The organism is Isoptericola chiayiensis, from assembly GCF_013149805.1.
Lineage (GTDB): Bacteria > Actinomycetota > Actinomycetes > Actinomycetales > Cellulomonadaceae > Isoptericola > Isoptericola chiayiensis.
Window position 1 is genome coordinate 220,627 of sequence record NZ_JABEZT010000004.1, and the last position, 19,839, is coordinate 240,465.

Here is a 19,839-nt window from a genome sequence, read left to right on the forward strand (position 1 = left end):
AACAAACGTGCGAGGTAGGCAAGAAACTCACGAGGTAGGCGACGTTCTCGCGAGAACGTCGCCTACCTCGTGAGTTTCTTGCCTACCTCGCGGGTCTCTTGCCTACCTCGCGGGTCTCTTGCCTACCTCGCGGGTCTCTTGCCTACCTCGCGGAGAGGTTGCCTACCTCGCGAGGGGTCACGCCAGGCCGTTCTCGGCGAGCCAGTCGGCCGCGATGTCCTCGCTGGAACGCTGCTCCTCGGTGGACTGCACGTTGAGGTCCACCAGGCCCTCGGGGGTGAGCGCCGCGCTGACCGGGTCGATCACGGCGGCGACGTCCTCGACCACGTCCGCGCCGACCAGCGGCACCACGTTGGAGGCGAGGAACAGGCCCTCGGGGTCCTCCAGGGTGACCAGGTCCTCGGTCTGGATGCGGGGGTCGGCGCTGAAGACGTTCGCGACGTCGACGGTGCCGGCCACGAGGTCCTGGACCGTGGTGTCGCCCGTCGCCTCGAAGGCCACGTCCACGCCGTAGACGTCGGCCAGGCCCTGCGGTCCGTAGGGTCGTTCCTCGAGCTCGGCCGGGCCGCCCACGGTCAGGCCGTCGATGCCCGCCAGGTCGCCGATCGAGGTCAGCCCCTCCGACTCGGCGAAGTCGGCCGTGACGTTGTAGGAGTCCTGGTCGGTGGCGGGGGACTGCTCGAGCACGGCCAGCGACTCGGGCACGGCGTTCGCCAGCTCCGCGTAGACGTCCTCGGCCGAGGTCGCGGTGGTCTCCGGGTCGAAGTACTGCAGCAGGTTGCCGGTGTACTCGGGAATCACCTGCACCTCGCCGTTCTCGAGGGCGGGCATGTAGGCGTCGCGCTGCCCGATCGAGAAGTTGCGCTCGACCGTGAAGCCGTCGGCCTCGAGTGCCTGGGCGTAGATCTCGGCGATGATCTCGTTCGAGTAGTACGCCTGGGAGCCGACGACGATCGTGTCGGAGGCCGTGTCCTCACCGCTGTCGCCGGTGTCCTGCTCCAGCGGGTCGGAGTCACCGCCGCAGGCGCTCAGGGTGAGCAGCGCGGCCGCCGCCCCGGCGACGAGGGTGGTGGTGCGTCGGATGGTGCGCATCAGTTCTGCCTCTCGGAAGTCGTTGCTGCCCGCGGCAGCGGTGTGCGTGCGGGCTGGTCCAGTCAAGCACCCGGTGCCCGGTTCGTCCTGTTGTCTGCGGGGCGTGCCCGGTCAGCGGCCGTCGCGCCCGGCGCGGACGCCCCGCGGGACGACGGCGCGCTCGGCCAGCGCGAACAGCAGGTCCAGGAGCACCGCCAGCACCACGATCACCAGGGCCGCCCCGAGGATCTGCGCGAAGTCGCGGATCTGGATGCCCTGCACGATGTAGAAGCCCAGGCCCCAGCTGCCGACGTAGCCGGCCAGCGTCACCGTGGCGACCACCTGGAGCGTGGCGGACCGCAGCCCGCCGATCAGCAGCGGCAGGCCGAGCGGGATCTCGACCTTGCCCAGCACCTGGGACGAGGTCATGCCCACCGCACGGGCCCCGTCGACGATGCGCCGCTCCACGGCCTCCACGCCCGAGTAGGCCCCGGCGAGGATCGGCGGGATCGCCAGCAGCACGAACGCCGTCGTCGACGCCCCGACCTTGTGCGTCACGCCGAACACCAGCACGAGCAGCAGCACCAGCCCGAACGAGGGCACGGCCCGGGCGGCACCCGACAGCCCGACGGCGATCTCCCGTCCACGGCCGGTGTGGCCCACCAGCCAGCCGGCCGGCACGGCGATCACGGCTGCGATGAGCACCGAGACCACGGTGAAGGCCAGGTGGGTGGCGATCGCCTCGGACAGCGGCAGGGAACCCGACTGCGTGTCGGTGGAGAAGATCCACGCGATCGCCTCGGCGAACAGGTCCATCACGCCCCCTTCCCGGCCCACGGCATCAGGGCCCGCCCCAGCACCACCAGCAACCGGTCGATCACCAGCGCGATCACGACGACGGCCACCACGCCGGCGAGGATCTCGGCGACGATCTGGCGCTGGTAGCCGTTGGTGAACAGGTAGCCGAGGTTGTCGATGCCGATGAGGATGCCCACCGTGCACAGCGAGATGGTCGAGACCGCGGTGACCCGCAGCCCGGCCAGCACGACGGGCCCGGCCAGCGGCAGGTCGACCTGCCAGAAACGACGCCACGCGCCGTACCCCACGGCGTCTGCCGCCTGGCGCACGTGCGGTTCGACGGAGGCCAGGGCGTCGGCCACGAACCGGGTCATGATCGCCACGGCGTAGATGGTCAGGGCGATGACGAGGTTGATCTCCGACAGGAAGCTGATGCCCAATAGCGGCGGCAGCAGGGCGAACAGCGCCAGCGACGGGATGGTGTACAGCAGCCCGACGACGGTGAGCATCAGACCGCGTGTGAGGCGGAACCGGAACGCCAGCCAGCCCAGCGGGATGGAGAGCAGCAGCCCCAGCAGGATGGGCAGGGCGCTCTGTCGCAGGTGCTCCACGGTGAGACGGCCGATGAGGTCGAGGTTGTCGACGACCCAGGTCATGAGCTGCTCTCGACGAGACGCCCCTGGGTGCGGCCGGCGCCGTCCACGAGCACGGTGCCGTGGTCGGTGTGCTTGGTCCGCAGGGCGCGGGCCCCGCGCTCGGTACCGATGAACGAGGCCACGAAGTCGTCGGCGGGGTTCTCGATGATCTCGCTCGGCGAGCCGACCTGGGCGACCTGGGCGCCGGTCGACAGGATCACGACCTGGTCGCCGAGCAGGAACGCCTCGTCGATGTCGTGGGTGACGAACACGACGGTCTTGTGCAGCTCCTGCTGCAGGCGCAGCGTCTCGGCCTGCAGCTCGGCCCGCACGATCGGGTCGACGGCGCCGAACGGCTCGTCCATCAGCAGGATGTTCGGGTCGGCGGCCAGCGCCCGGGCGACGCCGACGCGCTGCTGCTGCCCGCCGGACAGCTGGCTCGGGTACCGCTGCGCCAGCGACCGGTCGAGCCCGACGACGTCGAGCACCTCCGCCGCCTTCTCGCGGGCCTCCTGCTTCGGCGTGCCCTCCAGCCGCAGCACGGTGGCGACGTTGTCGATCACGCGGTGGTGGGGGAGCAGGCCGCCGTTCTGCAGCACGTACCCGATGCTGCGCCGCAGCCGGACCGGGTCGCGCTGCGCGATGGGTTCGCCGTCGATCTCGATGCTGCCGGACGTCGGCTCCACCATCCGGTTGATCATGCGCAGCAGGGTGGTCTTGCCGCTGCCGGACGACCCGACGAGCACGGTGGTGGTGTGCGCGGGGACGACCAGCGAGAAGTCCGCCACGGCGTCCGTGCCGTCGGGGTAGGTCTTGGTGACCGACCGGAACTCGATCATGGGTGTGCTCGCCTCCGGGGCGCTGGGTGGGGGTCCGACGCCCCAGCCGATCACACCTGGCCGCGGTGTGCGAGCGCGACCAGCGGCGGGGCTGCGGAGCGGTCGACCGTCAGTCCAGGAGCTGTACCCCGACGAGCGTCTCGGTGCGTGCGACGTCGCCGCCCGGTGCCGGCTCGGTCAGGTACTGCTCCCAGGCGACCCCGGTCGGCACCAGGCCCTGCGTCGCGACCCAGCCGAAGACGTGCTCGTAGGCGGCGGCCAGCTGGTCGTAGGAGCCGCGCACCAGCACGGTGGCCGCCCGCCCGCCGGGCAGCGTCTCGCCGGTGACCTCGCCGTCGTCGGCGAACGGTGCGGCGACCGGGACCGCGACGGACAGGTCGAGCGTGTCGGCGGGCATGCCGTGGCTGACGCCCAGCGGTGGGGCGACGGGTTCGAGGCCGGCCCGGCCGAGCGCGGCGAAGATCAGGGGGAACGCGCGGTCGAACAGTGCCGGGATGTCGGGCAGGGCGACCTGCTCGCGCACGACCGCCAGATGCAGCTCCGGCCGGGTCTCGACCGTCGGGTCGGCGAACGGCTGCTCGGACATGGTCGGGCTCCCTCGCGTCGGTGCGGTGTTCCGATCGTAGCGAGGACGCCGGGGCTCCGCCCGGCCGTGCGGGAACGACGACGGCCCCGACGTGAACGTCGGGGCCGTCTCGGTGGGGTGGCTAACCGGGCTTGAACCGGCGACCTCCTGGACCACAACCAGGCGCTCTACCGACTGAGCTATAGCCACCATGGCCGCTGCGCGCGGGGCGTTTGCGGCCGTCGAAAAGTGTACATGCTCCGCGCCGCGATCAGGACACCGTCGCGTCCCGGGTGACGGACGTCTCCTTGATCCGGGCCGAGACGGCGCGGGCGGTCTTGGTGTCGGGTCCGGGCTGGGGCACGAACAGCGCCTCGCGGTAGTACCGCAGCTCGTCGATGGACTCGAGGATGTCCGCCAGGGCGCGGTGGCCGCCGTCCTTGGGCGGGGAGGCGAAGTAGACGCGCGGGTACCAGCGGCGCGCCAGCTCCTTGATCGAGGACACGTCCACGATCCGGTAGTGCAGGTGCCCCATGAGCTCGGGCATGTCGCGGTCGAGGAACATCTTGTCCGTGCCCACGGAGTTGCCGGCCAGCGGTGCCTTGCGGACCTCGGGCACGTGCTCCCGCACGTAGGCGAGCACCTGGGCCTCGGCGTCCGCCAACGTGGTGCCGCCGTCGAGCTCCTCGAGCAGCCCGGACGTGGTGTGCATCTCGCGCACGAAGTCGCCCATCTGCTCGAGGGCCTCGGCGGGCGGGCGCACGACGACGTCGACGCCGTCGCCGAGCACGTTCAGCTCGGAGTCGGTGACCACGGCGGCCACCTCGACGAGGGCGTCGGCCTTCGTGTCGAGGCCGGTCATCTCGCAGTCGATCCACACGATGCGGTCGTTCGGGTTGCTCGGGCTCACGGGATCCACCCTACGGTCAGGCGCCGACGTCGGGGGCGCCGGTGCGTGACGGACGAAGGCCCCGGGGTCCGACGGCGGTCGGTCTCCGGGGCCTTCGCGGGTGCGGTGCGCGGACGGTCGTGATGCCGGGCGTCATGCCGGTCGCCCGACGAGCGGACCGTCGGCGAACATCCGGCGCAGGGTGCGACGGACGCGCCGGCGGGACCGGCTCACGGACGGCACGGCCGCCGCGGACTCGCGCTGGCGACGTGCCCGGCGGGCGGACTCGGCGTCCGCCAGGCGTTCTTGATGGACGGCACGCGCGACGGCGTGCGCCTCGAGGGGGTGCATGGTCGTGTCCTTCGTGACGTGGGTCGTTCGGCCCGGGCCAGTGGGCCACCCGTGCGTCCGGCGGGTGCCGGACGACGTCACCGCGGTGTGGTTCGAGCATGACGCGCCGAGGGGTCGGCGCGCACGTTCTTTTCCTGGTCGGAGGGAGATCCGGCGTCGTCGCGTACGACGTGGCCACGACTTCACCCGTGTGTCGGTGCTCCTCCAGGTGACCGGCGACGGCCCGTGCCGTGCAGCGGTGGCTACGATGTCGGAGCGCCTCCATAGCTCAATGGATAGAGCAACGGCCTTCTAATCCGTAGGTTGCAGGTTCGAGTCCTGCTGGGGGCACCGGATCCCCTCGCCGCGCTGCGGGTACCGTCGAACCATCAGCACCCGGTCGAGAGGATCCCCATGGCCAGCTCCGAGCTCAAGCTGCAGGTCGACCTGCCCACGGAGCACGAGACGGGGGTGCCGGCGGACTTCGCCTCGGTCTGGCACACCTCCACGTCGTTCGTGCTCGACTTCGTGGCGGCCAAGTCGCCGGCCAAGCCCGCCGTCGACCAGGCGACCGGCGCCCAGACCGGGGGGCGGGTCATGCCGGCCCGGGTGGTCTCCCGGGTGCGGATCCCCCCGCAGCAGGTGTTCGAGCTCGCCCGCGCCCTGACGCAGCAGCTGGACGCCTGGGAGCGGGAGACCGGGCACAAGGCCGACGGGTCGGGGCCGAAGGACTGACCTGGCGCGTCGTCGCGGGGCCACGAGGTGCGAGGTCGCCCGGCGCGCGCGTTTGGCACCGACCGCCGGGCACGCCAGGATGAGCCCGTGACTTCTCCCACGCGCGCCAACCGCTTCCTGAGCGGGCGGCCGGACGCCGAGGCGGCCGAGGAGCTCGGCCTGACCGTGCACGACGTCGCCCGGGACCTGCGCCGGGACGTCGCCGCGGTCGAGCTGCCGCTGCCCGTCGACGGCGCCGAGGAGGCCCGCGGGTCGCGCGACCGGCTCGTCGCCCAGCTCGACGAGCACCTGCTGCCGCGGCTCGCCGAGCTCAGCTCGCCCGCCGTCGTCGTCGTCGCCGGGTCCACCGGGGCCGGGAAGTCCACCCTGTACAACTCGCTGCTCGGCGAGGAGGTCTCCCTGGCCGGGGTGCTGCGCCCCACGACCCGGGAGCCCGTGCTCGCCTTCAACCCCGCGGACGCCGACGTCATCGCCGACGGACCCGCGACCGAGCTCTCCCGCGTCATCCACCATCCCGGCGTGCCGCGCGGCACGGCGCTCCTCGACGCCCCGGACCTCGACTCGTTCGTCCAGGAGAACCGCACCACCGCCCAGCAGCTCCTCGAGGGCGCCGACCTGTGGCTGTTCGTCACCACCGCGTCGCGGTACGGCGACGCGCTGCCCTGGCAGGCGCTGGCCCGCGCCACCGAGCGGGGGGCGTCGGTGGCGATGGTGCTCAACCGGGTCCCGCAGGAGGACCTGGCCACCATCCGCGGCGACCTCATGGCCCGCCTGCGCGCCCACGGCATGACCGACACGCCCCTGTTCGTGGTACCCGACGTCGGCCCGCACGAGGGCCTGCTCGCCGAGAAGGTGGTCCAGCCGGTCAAGCGGTGGCTGCACCTGCTGGCCGGGCCGGAACGCTCGCGCGCCGTCGTCGTGCGGACCCTCAAGGGTTCCCTCGGCGCGCTGCCCGGCTGGGTCACCTCCCTGGCCGACGCTGTCGAGAACCAGGCCGCCGCGGCCACCACGCTGCGCCGCGCCGTCGAGGCCGAGGTCCCGGCGGCGCGGCAGCTCGCCCGCGAGGCCGTCGCCGCGGGCGTCGTGGCCGGGGCGTCCGTCGACGCCCGCTGGCGCGAGCTGTCCGGCACCGCCGGCATCGACCGCGTCAAGGTCAAGGACGGCCGGGCCCGCAGCACCCGGCGGTCCGGGCGGGCCCGCTCCCGGGCGCTCGAGAGCCTGCGCGACGACGTCGACGGCGCCGCCGTGCGCACCCTCACCGCCGCCGGCGCCCGGGTCGCCGACCGGCTGCAGGCCGTGCTCGCCGGCCCGGCCGCACCGCCGGGCGGCGCCCACGTCGCGCCCGACCCGGACGAGCGGGTCGCCGCCCGGGAGGCGGCCGTGCCCGGGACGGTGGCCGAGTGGGCCGAGACGGCCGATCGTCGCGTCGCCGAGCTGCTCGCCGGCGGCGACGACCGGGCGACGGCGGCGGGCAAGGCGTTCGGCGACCGCGGCGTCGCCACGCTCCTCCTCGCCGGCGCGGCCGGCAGCGGCGACGCGAACCGGCTGCTCGACCGCGTGCTCGGCGCGAGCGCCGCCGAGGAGGTCGACGCGCTGCGCACCGACCTCGCCGACCGGGCCGCCGCCGTCGTCGACGCCGAGGTCGACGCGGTCCTCGCCCGGCTGGACTCACCCGACCTGGCGGACGACGCGGCCACCGCCCTGCGCCTGCGTCTCGCCGAGCTCAGGAGGCTCACGTGACCACCTCGCACGACGCGACCGTCCGGTCCCGCACCGACGACCTCGCCGAGGCGCTGAGCCTCGCCGGCACCCGCCTCGACGGCGCCACCGCGCAGCGGGTCGGCACCGCCGTCGAGGGCGTCCGGCAGCGCATCGCGCTGGGCGTGGACCACACCGTCGTGGCGCTCGCGGGCGGCACGGGGTCCGGCAAGTCCAGCCTGTTCAACAAGATCTCCCGTCTCACTTTCGCGGACGTGGGCGTCAAGCGTCCGACGACGGCCCGCGTCACGGCGTGCTCGTGGTCCGACGTCGCGGACCCGCTGCTGGACTGGATCGGCGTCGACCGCGAGCGCAGGATCGCCCACAGCGAGGACCTGGAGGGCGACGGCGCGGGGGCGCTGCAGGGACTGGTGCTCCTGGACCTGCCGGACCACGACTCGGTGGAGCCGGCGCACCGTGAGGTCGTGGACCGGGTGCTGCCGCTGGTGGACCTGCTGGTGTGGGTCGTGGACCCGCAGAAGTACGCCGACGACGCGCTGCACTCGGGCTACCTGCGCGAGCAGGTGGGGTCGGAGTCGTCGATGGTGGTGCTGCTCAACCAGGTCGACGCGGTGCCGGACTCGCAGCGGGACAACCTCATCGAGGACCTGGGTCGACTGCTGGCCGACGACGGCCTGACGGGCGTGCACGTGCAGCCGGTCTCGGCGCGGACGGGCGAGGGCGTCGCGGCGGTGCGCGAGATCCTCGAGGAGGCCTGCGGTCGCCGGTCGGTGGCGGCGGGCCGCGCGGCCGCCGAGCTGGACTCGGCGGCGCGGGCCCTGCTGGCGCAGACGCCGGGTGACGTGCCGTGGCAGATGGACGCGGCGGTGGACCGCGAGCTGGAGCCGATGGTGCAGGCCACCGGCCTGGACGCGGTGGCCAGCCAGGTGGGTGCGGCGGTGCGCAACGGTTACGGCATGCCGGAGGTGCCGGCCCCGGACCGGGACGCGATCGCGTTGTCCCGGGCGCGCTGGCTCACGCGGGCGGGTGCGGTGCTGCGTCCGGGCTGGCAGCGGTCGTTGGCGGAGTCGGCGGCCGGGGCAGACCAGCTGCGGGCGGCGGTGACGGCGGCGTTGCGGGACCTGGACCTGGACGTGCGGGGGCCGCGGTCCTCACGGGCGCTGTGGCGCGCGGCGTGGGGGTGCCTGGGTCTGGGCGTGGTCCTGGTCGTCCTGGGGGTGCTGGCGCTGACGGGCGTGCTGCCGGTCGCGGCGCCGTGGGACGTGACGCTGGCGGCGGGCGGTGGCGTGCTGCTGGTGGTCGCCGCGGTGCTCGCGGTCGTGCGGTCCGTGGCGCGGCGGCGCCAGGCGGCGAGGCGGCGGGCGGAGGTCGCCTCGCAGGGGCGTGCCGCGGTGCGCGGGGTGCTCGTCGAGCTGCTGGGCGAGCCGACCGGAAAGGTGCTGGGGGAGCACCGACGGGTGCGCGAGCTGGCGACGGGGGCGCGGGACCTGCCGTCGTCGGCACCGGTGACGGGGGCCGTCCGGCTACCCACCGACGGTGATCTGGAGGCGGCGTCCACAGGCTCGGCGGGCGGGGCGGACAGGGCCACGGCCGGCGCGTGAACCTGGGTCCGAGCGGCCGGCACGGTGCCGGCCACCGGACCTCAGGAGGACGCATGAGCCAGGCCACCGTGACCTTGACGGGATACGTGGGGACCATGCCGCCGCTGCACCTGTCGGCGAACCAGGTGCCGTGGACCAGCTTCCGGGTGGCGAGCACCCGGCGGGTGCGGGACGGCGTCACCGGCGAGTGGCAGGACGGGCGGACCACCTGGTTCACCGTCAAGGCGTTCGGGCGGGCGGCCCGCACCGTGACGGCGTCGCTGGTGCAGGGCCAGCCGGTGGTGGTCACCGGGCGGCTGTCGAGCGAGGAGTGGGTCGACAAGGAGGGCAGGGAGCGGTACGCGCTGATCGTCGAGGCGGACGCCGTCGGCCCGGACGCGACCCGCGGCCTGACGAGCTACACGAAGGTGGTGCTCGACGAGCTGCCCGGGCAGCCCGGTCCGGGTGGCGGCCAGGGGCAGCGTCCGGACCCGTGGCAGACGGGTCTGGCCACGCAGTCGTCCGGCGGGGCGGGCGAGGTGCCCCCGGGCGCGGTGCCCTCGGCGTCGGACGACGGCTCGGCGGACGAGGACGACGTCGAGGAGTCCCTGACGGGCGCGGCGCGGCCGGCGGACGTCGAGCCCGTCGGCGCCTGACCGGACGGCGTCGCGTAGGCTGGGGGACCGGTCGCACGCCGGTCCGCCGGCCTGCCTGCCGCAATCCCTGACGAAGCGCGATCGAACGGTGGAAACGAGCCCGTGGCTGAGTTCATCTACTCCATGTACAAGGCGCGCAAGGCGCACGGCGACAAGGTCATCCTCGACGACGTGTCGCTGAACTTCCTTCCCGGCGCGAAGATCGGCGTCGTCGGTCCGAACGGGGCCGGGAAGTCGACGATCCTGAAGATCATGGCCGGTCTGGACGAGCCGTCCAACGGCGAGGCCCGCCTGTCGCCGGGCTACACGGTGGGCATCCTGCAGCAGGAGCCTCCGCTGAACGACGAGAAGACGGTCCTCGGCAACGTCGAGGAGGCGGTGGGCCCGATCAAGGCGAAGGTCGACCGGTTCAACGAGATCTCGGCGCTGATGGCCGAGCCCGACGCCGACTTCGACGCGCTGATGGCCGAGATGGGCGAGCTGCAGGAGGCCATCGACGCCGCCGACGCCTGGGACCTCGACAACCAGCTCGAGCAGGCGATGGACGCCCTGCGGTGCCCGCCGCCGGACGCCGACGTCAACGTGCTCTCCGGTGGTGAGCGCCGCCGCGTGGCGCTGTGCAAGCTGCTGCTGGAGAAGCCGGACCTGCTGCTGCTCGACGAGCCCACCAACCACCTGGACGCCGAGTCGGTGCTGTGGCTCGAGCAGCACCTGGCGACCTACCCGGGCGCCGTCCTGGCCGTGACCCACGACCGGTACTTCCTCGACCACGTCGCCGAGTGGATCTGCGAGGTGGACCGCGGTCGCCTCTACCCCTACGAGGGCAACTATTCGACGTACCTGGAGAAGAAGCAGGCCCGCCTCGAGGTGCAGGGCAAGAAGGACGCCAAGCTGTCCAAGCGCCTCAAGGACGAGCTCGAGTGGGTGCGCCAGAACGCCAAGGGACGCCAGACCAAGTCCAAGGCGCGTCTGGCCCGCTACGAGGAGATGGCGGCCGAGGCCGAGCGCACCAAGAAGCTCGACTTCGAGGAGATCCAGATCCCGGCTGGCCCCCGTCTGGGCAGCCTGGTGCTGGAGGCCGACAAGCTGCAGAAGGGCTTCGGCGACCGCCAGCTCATCGACGGGCTCAGCTTCACGCTGCCGCGCAACGGCATCGTGGGCGTCATCGGCCCGAACGGCGTCGGCAAGACCACGCTGTTCAAGACGATCGTCGGCATGGAGCCGCTCGACGGCGGTGACCTCAAGGTCGGCGACTCGGTGAAGATCTCCTACGTGGACCAGTCCCGTGGGGGGATCGACCCGGACAAGTCGCTGTGGGAGGTCGTCTCGGACGGTCTGGACTTCATTCAGGTCGGCAACGTCGAGATCCCCTCGCGCGCCTACGTCGCCTCGTTCGGCTTCAAGGGTGCCGACCAGCAGAAGAAGGCCGGTGTGCTCTCCGGTGGTGAGCGCAACCGCCTCAACCTGGCGCTGACGCTTAAGCAGGGCGGCAACCTGCTCCTGCTCGACGAGCCCACCAACGACCTCGACGTCGAGACCCTGGGCTCGCTGGAGAACGCGCTGCTGGAGTTCCCGGGCTGTGCCGTCGTGGTCTCCCACGACCGCTGGTTCCTCGACCGCGTGGCCACGCACATCCTGGCCTACGAGGGCACCGAGGAGGACCCGGCGAACTGGTACTGGTTCGAGGGCAACTTCGCCTCGTACGAGGAGAACAAGGTCGAGCGCCTCGGCGCCGAGGCCGCGCGCCCGCACCGCGTGACCTACCGCCGCCTGACCCGCGGCTGACCCCGCGCACCCTGCGCACCCTGCGCACCCCGCGCTGTGGGCGTGATTTCTGGCCCGACATGTCCGGATTGCCGGTCTCTCGTCTGCAGGAATCACGCCCACAGCACGTCCCGGTGAAAACGAGTTGAGTCGCCGAGCGTCGCGCGACAGGGTCGGCGCATGGCATCGGTGACCACGCGACGTCGTCCCACCTGGGACCAGATCCCCCCGGAGGTGCGCGCCGCCGTCGAGCAGCGACTCGGTGCGCGCGTGACCGGATGGACCAGCCACGACGGCGGACACTCGCCCGGCCTGGCGTCCACGCTGCGCACGGACGACGGCACCGTGTTCGTCAAGGCCGTGCCGGTGTCCCACGGGTACTCGGCGCGAGCGAACCGGCAGGAGGCGGCGCGGATGAGCGCGCTGCCGACGGGGGTGCCCGCGCCGCGTGCCCACTGGCTCCAGGAGATCGACGCCGACGGCGGCTGGGTCGCGGTCGCCTTCGAGGCGATCGACGGCCGTGCGCCGACGACGCCCCTGGCCGGGGACGACCTCGACGCGCTGGCCCGGCTGGCTCGCGAGATCGGGTCGTACCAGATCGCCTCCGGAGAGCTGCCGGAGCTCGCCGACCAGCTGCCCTTCACCGAGACCTCCGGCCTCGCCGCAGACCGACCTGCCGGCCTCGCGACCTACGACCCGTGGTTCGTGCAGAACGTGGAGCGGGTGGCCGACCTCGAGGAGCAGGCTCCCGAAGCCGTCCGCGGGAACGCCGTGGTGCACGGCGACCTGCGCGGCGACAACGCCGTGCTCGTCGGCGACGGGGGCAGCGTGCGGGCCCTGGCAGTCGACTGGGCGCAGGCCGGCCGCGGCTGCGCGTTCCACGACCTGTGCGGGCTGCTCCCCTCCGTCCACGCTGGGGGAGGCCCGCCGCCCGAGGACGTCCTGGCCCGCCACCCGCTGCCGCCCGGCACCGACGACGACGCCGTCGACGCGTGGCTGGCCGCGCTCACCGGCTACTTCGTCTCCCAGTCCCTGGAACCGGCGCCGCCCGGGGTACCGCACCTGCGCGGCAACCAGCGCGCGAACGCCGAGGTCTGCATCGCCTGGCTGCGCCGCCGCCTGCGCTCCTGACCCCGACCCCCTCCCGGCGCCCGCTGTGGGCATGAAACCTGCAGGTCGCGAGCGATGATCGCCGGCAGATCTCATGCCCACAGCGGTGACCGGGCGACACGACGACGGCCGAGGTGACCGGACCCGACGTCCGATGTGTGCAGACTGGGCACATGACCGAGACCGGCGCTCCCGAGGACCCGCCCGCGTCGTCGAGCGACCACGCGGGTGGCCCTGCCGACGACCGCGACGGCGCCGCCCCCGCCGAGGCGGTCACGGCCAGCTCCGCCCTGACCCCGGACTCCGGCACGGCGGCGCTGCTCGACGCCCTCGACACGCTGCGCGCCCGGCTGGGTGCCCTGCGGCTCCCGCTCGAGGCGCCCGGGGTCCACCACGCCCGCACCGACCTGGCGCGTGCGACCGACCAGCTCGACGACTACCTGCTGCCCCGGCTGCGCGCCGAGCGGGCGCCGCTGCTCGTCGTCGTCGGCGGGTCCACGGGGGCCGGCAAGTCCACGCTGGTCAACTCGCTGCTCGGCGAGCAGGCCACCACCCCAGGGGTGCTGCGGCCGACCACCCGGTCACCCGTGCTGATCCACCACCCGATGGACGGGCGCTGGTTCTCCTCCGACCGTGTGCTGCCCGGGCTCGCGCGCACCACCGAGCACGGGTCGGCGGGCACACCCGCGTCCGCGGAGTCGGGTGCCGCCGCAGGGGCCCGTGTCCTGCGGCTGGTGGCCTCCAGCAGCCTGCCCCAGGGGCTCGCGCTGCTGGACGCCCCGGACGTCGACTCCGTGGAGGAGGCGAACCGCGAGCTCGCCACCCAGCTCCTGGGTGCCGCCGACCTGTGGCTGTTCGTCACGACGGCGGCCCGCTACGCGGACGCGGTGCCGTGGGAGCTGCTCGCCACGGCGGCCGGCCGGCGGGCGCAGGTGGCGCTGGTGCTGGACCGCGTCGACCCGGGGACCGAGGAGGTCGCGACCGACCTGCGCAGGCTCATGCGCGAGCACGGCCTGGCGGACGCGGCGCTGTTCGTCGTGCCCGAGGCCACGGGTGCGGACACGATGGTCGACGGGCTGCTGCCGGAGTCGGCCGTCGGCGAGCTCGCCACGTGGCTGTCCGGGCTCGGCGGCGACCCGGACTCGCGCGCGCGCGTCATCGCGGCCACCCGCGACGGCGTCGTCGAGGACCTGGTGCGGCGCAGCAACGACCTCGCTGCGGCCGCAGACGACCAGCACGCCGCCGACGCCCGTCTGCGGGAGGCCGTCGAGCGTCATCACGCCGAGGCGCTGCGCCAGGTGGAGGTGGCCACGTCCGACGGCGCGCTGCTGCGCGGCGAGGTGCTGGCCCGCTGGCAGGACTTCGTCGGCACGGGGGAGTTCTTCCGGGCGGTCGAGGCCGGTGTCGGCAAGGTCCGGGACGCCGTCGGCCGGTTCTTCCGCGGGCGTCCCAAGGAGGCGCCGCAGGTGGAGCAGGCGATCGCGCACGGCCTGGAGTCGGTGGTGCTCGACGCCGCCGAGCAGGCGGCCGAGCAGACCTACGCGGACTGGCGGGGCGACGCCGCCGGTGCGGGGCTGCTCGACGGGCTGGAGCTGTCCCGCACGGCCTCGGGCCTGCGCCCGGAGGTCGCCGAGTCCATCCGCGCGTGGCAGGGCGACGTGCTCGCCCTCGTGCGCGAGCAGGGCGAGTCGCGTCGCGGGACCGCCCGCGCCCTGTCCTTCGGCGTCAACGCGCTCGGCGTCAGCCTGATGGTCGTCGTGTTCGCCTCGACGGCGGGTCTGTCGGGCCTCGAGGTCGGGATCGCGGGCGGTACCGCGGTCGCCGCGCAGAAGCTCCTGGAGGCCGTGTTCGGGGACGACGCCGTGCGCCGGCTGGCCGCGCAGGCCAAGGACCGGCTGAGCGCCCGCGTCGACGCGGTGCTGCGCGGCCAGGCCGCCCGGTACACCTCCCAGCTCGACGCGCTCGGCACCGACGACGTGCGTGGCGACCGGCTGCGCGAGGCGGCCCGCGCCGTCTCGGACGCGGCGCGCGCCGAGCATGCCGCTCGTCCGCAGCCCGCGGACGGGCTCACGCGGCCGTGGAGCGGCGGGCTGCTGCGTGGTGCCGGCACGTTCCGCCCTCCGACGAGCCCCGACGGCGTGCCCGTCGCACCGGGTACGACGGCGGGCACCGGCACCGGCGCCGCGTCGCCGGGGGACGACGGCGAGCCCGCACCGGTGCACCGGCCGTTCTGGCGCCGTTGGCGACGCAAGGAGCAGGGATGAAGCCGGATCTGGCCACGCGGACCGACGCGTTGGAGCGCGCCGCGGCGGCGGGGCGGGGTCGGCTCGACCGCGAGCTCGCGGACGCGGCGCGCGGCGTCGTCGACCGTGCCCGCGAGCGCGGGGGCCTCGGCCCGGAGCACACCGTGGCCGCCCTGGCCGGGGCGACCGGGTCGGGCAAGTCGAGCGTGCTCAACGCCGTCGCGGACGCCGAGCTGGCGGCACCCGGCATCCACCGGCCGACGACGTCGCACGCCCTGGCCGCGGTGTGGGGCGAGGGTGCGGACGACCTGCTCGACTGGCTGGACGTGCCCCGGCGGCACGCGATGGACCCGGCCCCGGAACCTGCCGCGGGGACCGGTGGCGGGCTGCTGCGGCGTGTGCGCCCGCCGGCGGGGATCAGCTCCGGTCTGGTGCTGCTAGACCTGCCGGACCACGACTCGGTCGTCGTGGAGCACCGGGTGCGCGCCGAGCGACTGGTCGAGCGCGCCGACCTGCTGGTGTGGGTCGTGGACCCGCAGAAGTATGCGGACGCGGCGCTGCACGAACGCTACCTGCGGCCGCTGGCCGGCCGTTCCGACGTCGTCGTGGTGGCGCTGAACCAGGTGGACCGGCTCGGCAGGGACGAGCGGGAGGCCGTCCTGGCCGACCTGCGGCGCCTGGTCGCCGCCGACGGGCTGTCCGGCGCCCGCGTGCTGCCCGTCTCGGCGCGGACCGGAGAGGGTGTCGACGCGCTGCGGAGCCTGCTGGCCGAGGCGGCCCGACGTCGTGAGGCGGCGACCGCGCGCCTGACCGCCGACACCCGTGCGGTGGCCGCCCGCGTCGTGGACGCCTGCGGACAGGCGCCCCCGGCGAAGGCGGCCGACCGTGCGGAGGGCCCGCTGGTCGACGCGCTCGAGGAGGCCGCGGGGGTCACCACCGTGGTGGAAGCGGTCCGCACGTCGGTGCGCCGCGACGCCCGGCTGGCTACCGGCTGGCCGGTGACGCGCTGGCTGTCGCGCCTGCGCAAGGACCCGCTGCAGCGCCTGGGGCTGCGCAGCGACCAGCTGCGCGTCCCGGCCGACCGTCCGGACCTGGCGCGCACCTCCCTGCCGCAGACGCGTCCGGGCGTGCAGGCGGCGACGGGCACGGCCGTGCGCTCGTACGTGGACCGGGTGACCGCCGGGGCACCGGACGCCTGGGTCCTGGCCGCGCGGGAGCGGGCGAGCGGCGCCGTGGACCGGCTCCCCGACGCCCTCGACCAGGCGGTGGTGTCGACCGGACTGGAGGCCGAGCGTCGGCCGCGGTGGTGGCGCCTGGTCGGCGTGCTGCAGTGGCTGCTGCTGGCCGCGGCCGTGGTGGGGCTCGCCTGGCTGGGCGCCTCGGCCCTGCTGTCGTACTTCCAGCTGCCGCCGCTGCTGATGCCGGTGCTCACGCTGGACCTCACCGGCTGGGGCGGTGGCACGTTCGACGTGCCCTGGCCGACGCTCCTGGCGCTCGGCGGCGTCGCGGCCGGGCTGCTGCTGGCGCTGCTCGCCCGGTGGTGGGGTGCCTGGGGTGCCCGACGCCGGTCCCGGCGGGTGCGCCGTCGGTTGCGCGAGTCGGTGCTCGCCGTGGCCCGCACGGAGCTGCGCGAACCGGTCGCCGAGGAGCTCGCCGCCCTGGAGACGTGCCGGCAGGCGGCCCGCACGGCCGCGGCCTGACGCCGTCGTCGGCGTCGTGGCGCCGTCGTGCGACGATGCGGGCATGACTCGTCTGCACGTGCCCGTCTCGCTGCGCTGGTCGGATCTCGACGCCTATCAGCACGTCAACAACGTCGCGATGTTCCGGCTCCTGGAGGACGCCCGCATCACCGCGTTCTGGCGGCACCCCGAGGCCGAGGACCCGTGGCCGACCGCCATCCTGGACACCGGTCCGCACGCGACGTCGCACACGCTGGTCGCGGGCCAGCAGATCGAGTACCTGCGTCCCCTGGAGTTCACGCGCGACCCCGTGCGGGTGGAGATGTGGATCGGGTCGATCGGCGGCGCCTCCCTGGAGGTGTGCTACGAGGTGCACGACGGCGGACCGGGCGGGTTCGCGCGCACGGGTCCGGCGTCCGGCACCTCGCCCTACACCCGCGCGGTCACGACGATCGTGGTGATCGACGCCGCCACCGGTAGCCCGCGGCGGATCAGCCCCGAGGAGCGGGCCGTGTTCGCGGAGTTCGCCGGCGACCCGATCGAGTTCCGCCGCCGTCGCTGACGCCGCTCAGGCGCCGCCGTCGTGCGCGCGGCGCTGCGCCTCCTGGGCGACGTTGCGCTGCATCCCGCCGAACACCACCCCGTGGAACGGGGCCACGGACCACCAGTAGAGCTGACCGAGCAGCCCGTGCGGCGCGAACAGGGCCCGCTGGGCGAAGTAGGTGCGGCCCGGGCCCGCCGCGTCCTGCGGCTCGGGGGCGTCGTCGTCGGCGTCGGACAGCTCCTCGGCGGACTCGTCGACGCGCAGCTCCAGCCAGGCCAGGCCCGGCAGCCGCATCTCGGCACGCAGCAGCAGCCGCTTGCCCGGCTCGAGCGCCTCCACCCGCCAGAAGTCCAGGGCGTCGTCGACGCGCAGACTGTGCTCGTCGCGCCGGCCCCGGCGCAGTCCTGGTCCGCCCACGAGCCGGTCCAGCAGGCCGCGCGCGTGCCACGCCAGCGACCACGAGTACCAGCCGCCCTGCCCGCCGATCTCCTCGATCACCTGCCACAGCACGTCGCGCGGCGCCTCCACCACGGTGCGGCGCTCGTCGACGTAGAGCGAGCCGCCCGCCCAGTCCGGGTCCGTCGGCAGGGGGTCCGACGGCGCACCGGGCACCGAGGACGCCGACGTCCAGCGGGTCGTGACCTCGCCGTCGTGGATGCGCGTCAGGGCCAGCTCGATCGCGCCCCCGACGCCCGTGAGGCCCTCCTCGGGGTCCGGGACCAGATCCTTGACGTCCTCGTCCTTGCAGACCACCTCGTGCACCAGCGACTCCACCAGCGGCCGGGCGATCCCGGAGGGCACCGGCGTGACCAGACCGACCCAGTGGCTCGACAGCCGCGGCGTCAGCACGGGCACGGAGACCACGACGCGCCGCGGCAGACCCGCCACCCGGGCGTACGTCTGCATCATCTGCCGGTACGTGACCACGTCCGGCCCGCCGATGTCGAAACCCCGCGAGACGTCGGCCGGCATCGTCGCCGAGCCGACCAGGTAGTGCAGCACGTCCCGGATCGCGATCGGCTGGATCCGGTTGTCCACCCACCGCGGCGTCGTCATCGCCGGCAGCCGCTCGGTCAGGTAGCGCATCATCTCGAACGACGCCGAACCCGAACCCAGGATCACCGCGGCGCGCAGCACCGTCGTCGGCACCCCCGACGCCAGCAGCACCTCCTCGACCTCCTTGCGGGAGGCCAGGTGGGGCGACAGGTCGCCCTCGGCCACGTCCGGGTACAGGCCGCCCAGGTAGACGATGCGCCCGACGCCCGCCTCCCGGGCGGCGCGCGCGAACGTCAGGGCGTTGCGGCGGTCACGGGCCTCGAAGGTGCGCCCCGTGCCCAGCGAGTGCACGAGGTAGTAGGCGACGTCCGCGCCGGTCAGGGCCTCGCGGACGGCGTCCAGGTCGCCGACGTCCGCCGCCACCGACTCGACGTCGTCCACCCACGGCCGCCCCGCCAGCCGCGCCGGGTCGCGCGACAGCGCCCGCACCTCGTGACCCGCCGCCAGCAGCTCGGGCACCAAACGCCCGCCGACATATCCCGTGACTCCCGTGACCGCAGCTTTCACCCGGCCAGTCTGCGATCCGTCGCCCCCGAGCGCCTCCCGAGACCCGGATCAGGCGGGCAGCCGCACCATGCCCTCCTGGGCGATCGTCGCGACCAGCGCGCCGGCGCGGTCGTACACGCGCGCCAGGCCCAGACCGCGACCGCCCTGCGCCCCCGGCGACTCCTGCACGTACAGCAGCCACTCGTCCGCCCGGGCGTCCCGGTGGAACCACATCGCGTGGTCCAGCGACGCCATCGGCACCGAGCTGCCGACGTCGAGCCACGACCTGCCCGCGCCGCGCAGCACCGGCTCCAGCATCACCTGGTCGCAGCCGAACGCCAGCAGCGCCCGGTGCAGCAGCCGGTCGTCCGAGTCGACCCCGTGCCGGGTGCGCATCCACACCATCTGCTCCGGGCGTGGGTCGTCACCCGCCCCCAGGTACACCGACCCGCCGACGTGCGCCAGCTCGAACGCCGACCCGTCCGTCCAGTACCGCGCCGCCGGATGATCCACGCCCGCGAGCGACTCGAACACCGACGTCACGTCCTCCGGGGCCGGCACGCCGTCGGGCATCGGCACGTGCGCCTCGTACCCCGGCTGGTCGACCTGGAACGACGCCGTCAACGACAGGATCGGCCGCCCCGCCTGGATCGCGTGCGTACGACGGGCGCTGAAGGACCGACCGTCGCGCAGCCGCTCGACGGCGAAGTCGATCGGGGAGTCCAGCGCCCCCTCCCGCAGGAAGTACGCGTGCAACGAGTGCGGCAACCGGTCGTCCTCCACCGTGCGCCCGCACGCCAGCAGCGCCTGGGCCAGCACCTGACCCCCGTACACGCGCCGCGCCGGCCCCGGGACCGAGTCCCCGCGCCAGACGTCGTCCTCGCCGCGCGGACCCCACCCCTCGATCTCGTGCAGGTCCAGTGCAGCCAGCAGTCGTTCCAGAGGGCCGTCGGGAAGGTCGGTCACGCGGGATACTCGCTTCCTGGGAGAGAGGCAGGGTGCTCGTCGGTCGGAATGCTGCTGCGCCCGGTTCGGGACGGGTCCTCGTTCCTCGGCCCCACCCTCGCCGTGCTCCGCATCATTCCTCGTGCTCAACGCTCGGAATGCTGCTGCGGTGTGCTGCGGCGAGTGCCTCGTTCC

18 protein-coding genes and 2 tRNA genes are annotated in these 19,839 nt (G+C 74.0%); 10 read left to right on the forward strand and 10 right to left on the reverse strand.

Translation table 11 applies throughout. The features are described 5' to 3' along the window. Positions 1-177: 177 nt before the first annotated feature. The 8 genes from HDG68_RS10315 to HDG68_RS10350 form a co-directional block, all read right to left on the reverse strand. Positions 178-1,092, reverse strand: a complete 915-nt coding sequence (locus HDG68_RS10315) for an ABC transporter substrate-binding protein (RefSeq protein ID WP_172151756.1) — start codon at positions 1,090-1,092, stop codon at positions 178-180. A gap of 111 nt (positions 1,093-1,203) precedes the next feature. After that, on the reverse strand, positions 1,204-1,887 hold the full coding sequence (locus tag HDG68_RS10320) for an ABC transporter permease (RefSeq protein ID WP_172151758.1): 684 nt from the start codon (positions 1,885-1,887) through the stop codon (positions 1,204-1,206). After that, the gene (locus tag HDG68_RS10325; RefSeq protein WP_172151760.1) at positions 1,887-2,525 is read right to left on the reverse strand and encodes an ABC transporter permease; all 639 of its coding nucleotides are present in this window, start codon (positions 2,523-2,525) and stop codon (positions 1,887-1,889) included. The genes HDG68_RS10320 and HDG68_RS10325 overlap by 1 nt, the downstream gene beginning before the upstream one ends. After that, the gene (locus HDG68_RS10330; protein WP_172151762.1) at positions 2,522-3,343 is read right to left on the reverse strand and encodes an ABC transporter ATP-binding protein; all 822 of its coding nucleotides are present in this window, start codon (positions 3,341-3,343) and stop codon (positions 2,522-2,524) included. Before HDG68_RS10330 ends, HDG68_RS10325 begins: the two co-directional genes overlap by 4 nt. A 109-nt stretch (positions 3,344-3,452) precedes the next feature. Then, positions 3,453-3,929 (reverse strand): GyrI-like domain-containing protein, encoded by a 477-nt coding sequence (locus HDG68_RS10335; RefSeq protein WP_172151764.1) that lies wholly within the window; start codon positions 3,927-3,929, stop codon positions 3,453-3,455. A 113-nt stretch (positions 3,930-4,042) separates the two neighbouring features. After that, a tRNA-His gene (locus tag HDG68_RS10340) sits at positions 4,043-4,118 on the reverse strand. A 61-nt stretch (positions 4,119-4,179) separates the two neighbouring features. Beyond that, positions 4,180-4,818: an oligoribonuclease gene (gene orn, locus HDG68_RS10345; RefSeq protein ID WP_172151766.1), complete on the reverse strand. Its 639-nt coding sequence runs from the start codon at positions 4,816-4,818 to the stop codon at positions 4,180-4,182. Between the two features lie 132 nt (positions 4,819-4,950). Further along, entirely contained in the window at positions 4,951-5,148 is a 198-nt protein-coding gene (locus HDG68_RS10350) for a hypothetical protein (RefSeq protein WP_172151768.1), read from the reverse strand. Between the two features lie 257 nt (positions 5,149-5,405). Here HDG68_RS10350 and HDG68_RS10355 point away from each other — a divergent pair. From HDG68_RS10355 to HDG68_RS10400, 10 genes are all read left to right on the forward strand, one after another. After that, positions 5,406-5,478: transfer RNA gene (locus HDG68_RS10355), tRNA-Arg, on the forward strand. Positions 5,479-5,541: 63 nt separating this feature from the next. Next, positions 5,542-5,862, forward strand: a complete 321-nt coding sequence (locus HDG68_RS10360; protein ID WP_172151770.1) for a DUF3467 domain-containing protein — start codon at positions 5,542-5,544, stop codon at positions 5,860-5,862. 87 nt (positions 5,863-5,949) lie between these two features. Beyond that, on the forward strand, positions 5,950-7,602 hold the full coding sequence (locus HDG68_RS10365) for a GTPase (RefSeq protein ID WP_172151772.1): 1,653 nt from the start codon (positions 5,950-5,952) through the stop codon (positions 7,600-7,602). After that, a complete protein-coding gene (locus tag HDG68_RS10370; protein ID WP_172151774.1) occupies positions 7,599-9,182 on the forward strand; it encodes a GTPase in 1,584 nt (527 codons plus the stop codon). Before HDG68_RS10365 ends, HDG68_RS10370 begins: the two co-directional genes overlap by 4 nt. Before the next feature lie 53 nt (positions 9,183-9,235). After that, the gene (locus HDG68_RS10375) at positions 9,236-9,817 is read left to right on the forward strand and encodes a single-stranded DNA-binding protein (protein WP_172151776.1); all 582 of its coding nucleotides are present in this window, start codon (positions 9,236-9,238) and stop codon (positions 9,815-9,817) included. 102 nt (positions 9,818-9,919) lie between these two features. Further along, the gene (gene ettA / locus HDG68_RS10380) at positions 9,920-11,602 is read left to right on the forward strand and encodes an energy-dependent translational throttle protein EttA (protein ID WP_172151778.1); all 1,683 of its coding nucleotides are present in this window, start codon (positions 9,920-9,922) and stop codon (positions 11,600-11,602) included. Between the two features lie 159 nt (positions 11,603-11,761). Beyond that, positions 11,762-12,712 (forward strand): phosphotransferase family protein, encoded by a 951-nt coding sequence (locus HDG68_RS10385; RefSeq protein ID WP_172151780.1) that lies wholly within the window; start codon positions 11,762-11,764, stop codon positions 12,710-12,712. A gap of 152 nt (positions 12,713-12,864) precedes the next feature. Further along, positions 12,865-14,955 carry a dynamin family protein gene (locus tag HDG68_RS10390; RefSeq protein ID WP_172151782.1) on the forward strand — a complete coding sequence of 697 codons (2,091 nt, stop codon included), beginning with the start codon at positions 12,865-12,867 and terminating at the stop codon, positions 14,953-14,955. Further along, complete coding sequence (locus tag HDG68_RS10395) at positions 14,952-16,634, forward strand: P-loop NTPase family protein (protein ID WP_172151784.1); 1,683 nt, start codon at positions 14,952-14,954, stop codon at positions 16,632-16,634. The genes HDG68_RS10390 and HDG68_RS10395 overlap by 4 nt, the downstream gene beginning before the upstream one ends. A 43-nt stretch (positions 16,635-16,677) precedes the next feature. After that, entirely contained in the window at positions 16,678-17,175 is a 498-nt protein-coding gene (locus tag HDG68_RS10400; RefSeq protein ID WP_172151786.1) for an acyl-CoA thioesterase, read from the forward strand. A gap of 6 nt (positions 17,176-17,181) precedes the next feature. Here HDG68_RS10400 and HDG68_RS10405 read toward each other — a convergent pair whose 3' ends face one another. Together HDG68_RS10405 and HDG68_RS10410 are read right to left on the reverse strand one after the other, a co-directional pair. After that, on the reverse strand, positions 17,182-18,720 hold the full coding sequence (locus HDG68_RS10405) for a DUF2867 domain-containing protein (protein WP_172151788.1): 1,539 nt from the start codon (positions 18,718-18,720) through the stop codon (positions 17,182-17,184). A 48-nt stretch (positions 18,721-18,768) separates the two neighbouring features. Beyond that, a complete protein-coding gene (locus tag HDG68_RS10410) occupies positions 18,769-19,665 on the reverse strand; it encodes an acyl-CoA thioesterase domain-containing protein (RefSeq protein WP_172151790.1) in 897 nt (298 codons plus the stop codon). Positions 19,666-19,839 lie beyond the last annotated feature (174 nt).

Excerpts from the sequence above, each read along its gene's own strand:
- HDG68_RS10385 (WP_172151780.1), top strand. The coding sequence starts at position 11,762 with ATGGCATCGGTGACCACGCGACGTCGTCCCACCTGGGACCAGATCCCC.
- HDG68_RS10395 (WP_172151784.1), top strand. The coding sequence starts at position 14,952 with ATGAAGCCGGATCTGGCCACGCGGACCGACGCGTTGGAGCGCGCCGCG.
- HDG68_RS10325 (WP_172151760.1), bottom strand. The coding sequence starts at position 2,525 with ATGACCTGGGTCGTCGACAACCTCGACCTCATCGGCCGTCTCACCGTG.
- HDG68_RS10350 (WP_172151768.1), bottom strand. The coding sequence starts at position 5,148 with ATGCACCCCCTCGAGGCGCACGCCGTCGCGCGTGCCGTCCATCAAGAA.
- HDG68_RS10320 (WP_172151758.1), bottom strand. The coding sequence starts at position 1,887 with ATGGACCTGTTCGCCGAGGCGATCGCGTGGATCTTCTCCACCGACACG.
- HDG68_RS10360 (WP_172151770.1), top strand. The coding sequence starts at position 5,542 with ATGGCCAGCTCCGAGCTCAAGCTGCAGGTCGACCTGCCCACGGAGCAC.
- HDG68_RS10330 (WP_172151762.1), bottom strand. The coding sequence starts at position 3,343 with ATGATCGAGTTCCGGTCGGTCACCAAGACCTACCCCGACGGCACGGAC.
- HDG68_RS10335 (WP_172151764.1), bottom strand. The coding sequence starts at position 3,929 with ATGTCCGAGCAGCCGTTCGCCGACCCGACGGTCGAGACCCGGCCGGAG.
- HDG68_RS10400 (WP_172151786.1), top strand. The coding sequence starts at position 16,678 with ATGACTCGTCTGCACGTGCCCGTCTCGCTGCGCTGGTCGGATCTCGAC.
- HDG68_RS10390 (WP_172151782.1), top strand. The coding sequence starts at position 12,865 with ATGACCGAGACCGGCGCTCCCGAGGACCCGCCCGCGTCGTCGAGCGAC.
- HDG68_RS10375 (WP_172151776.1), top strand. The coding sequence starts at position 9,236 with ATGAGCCAGGCCACCGTGACCTTGACGGGATACGTGGGGACCATGCCG.
- HDG68_RS10315 (WP_172151756.1), bottom strand. The coding sequence starts at position 1,092 with ATGCGCACCATCCGACGCACCACCACCCTCGTCGCCGGGGCGGCGGCC.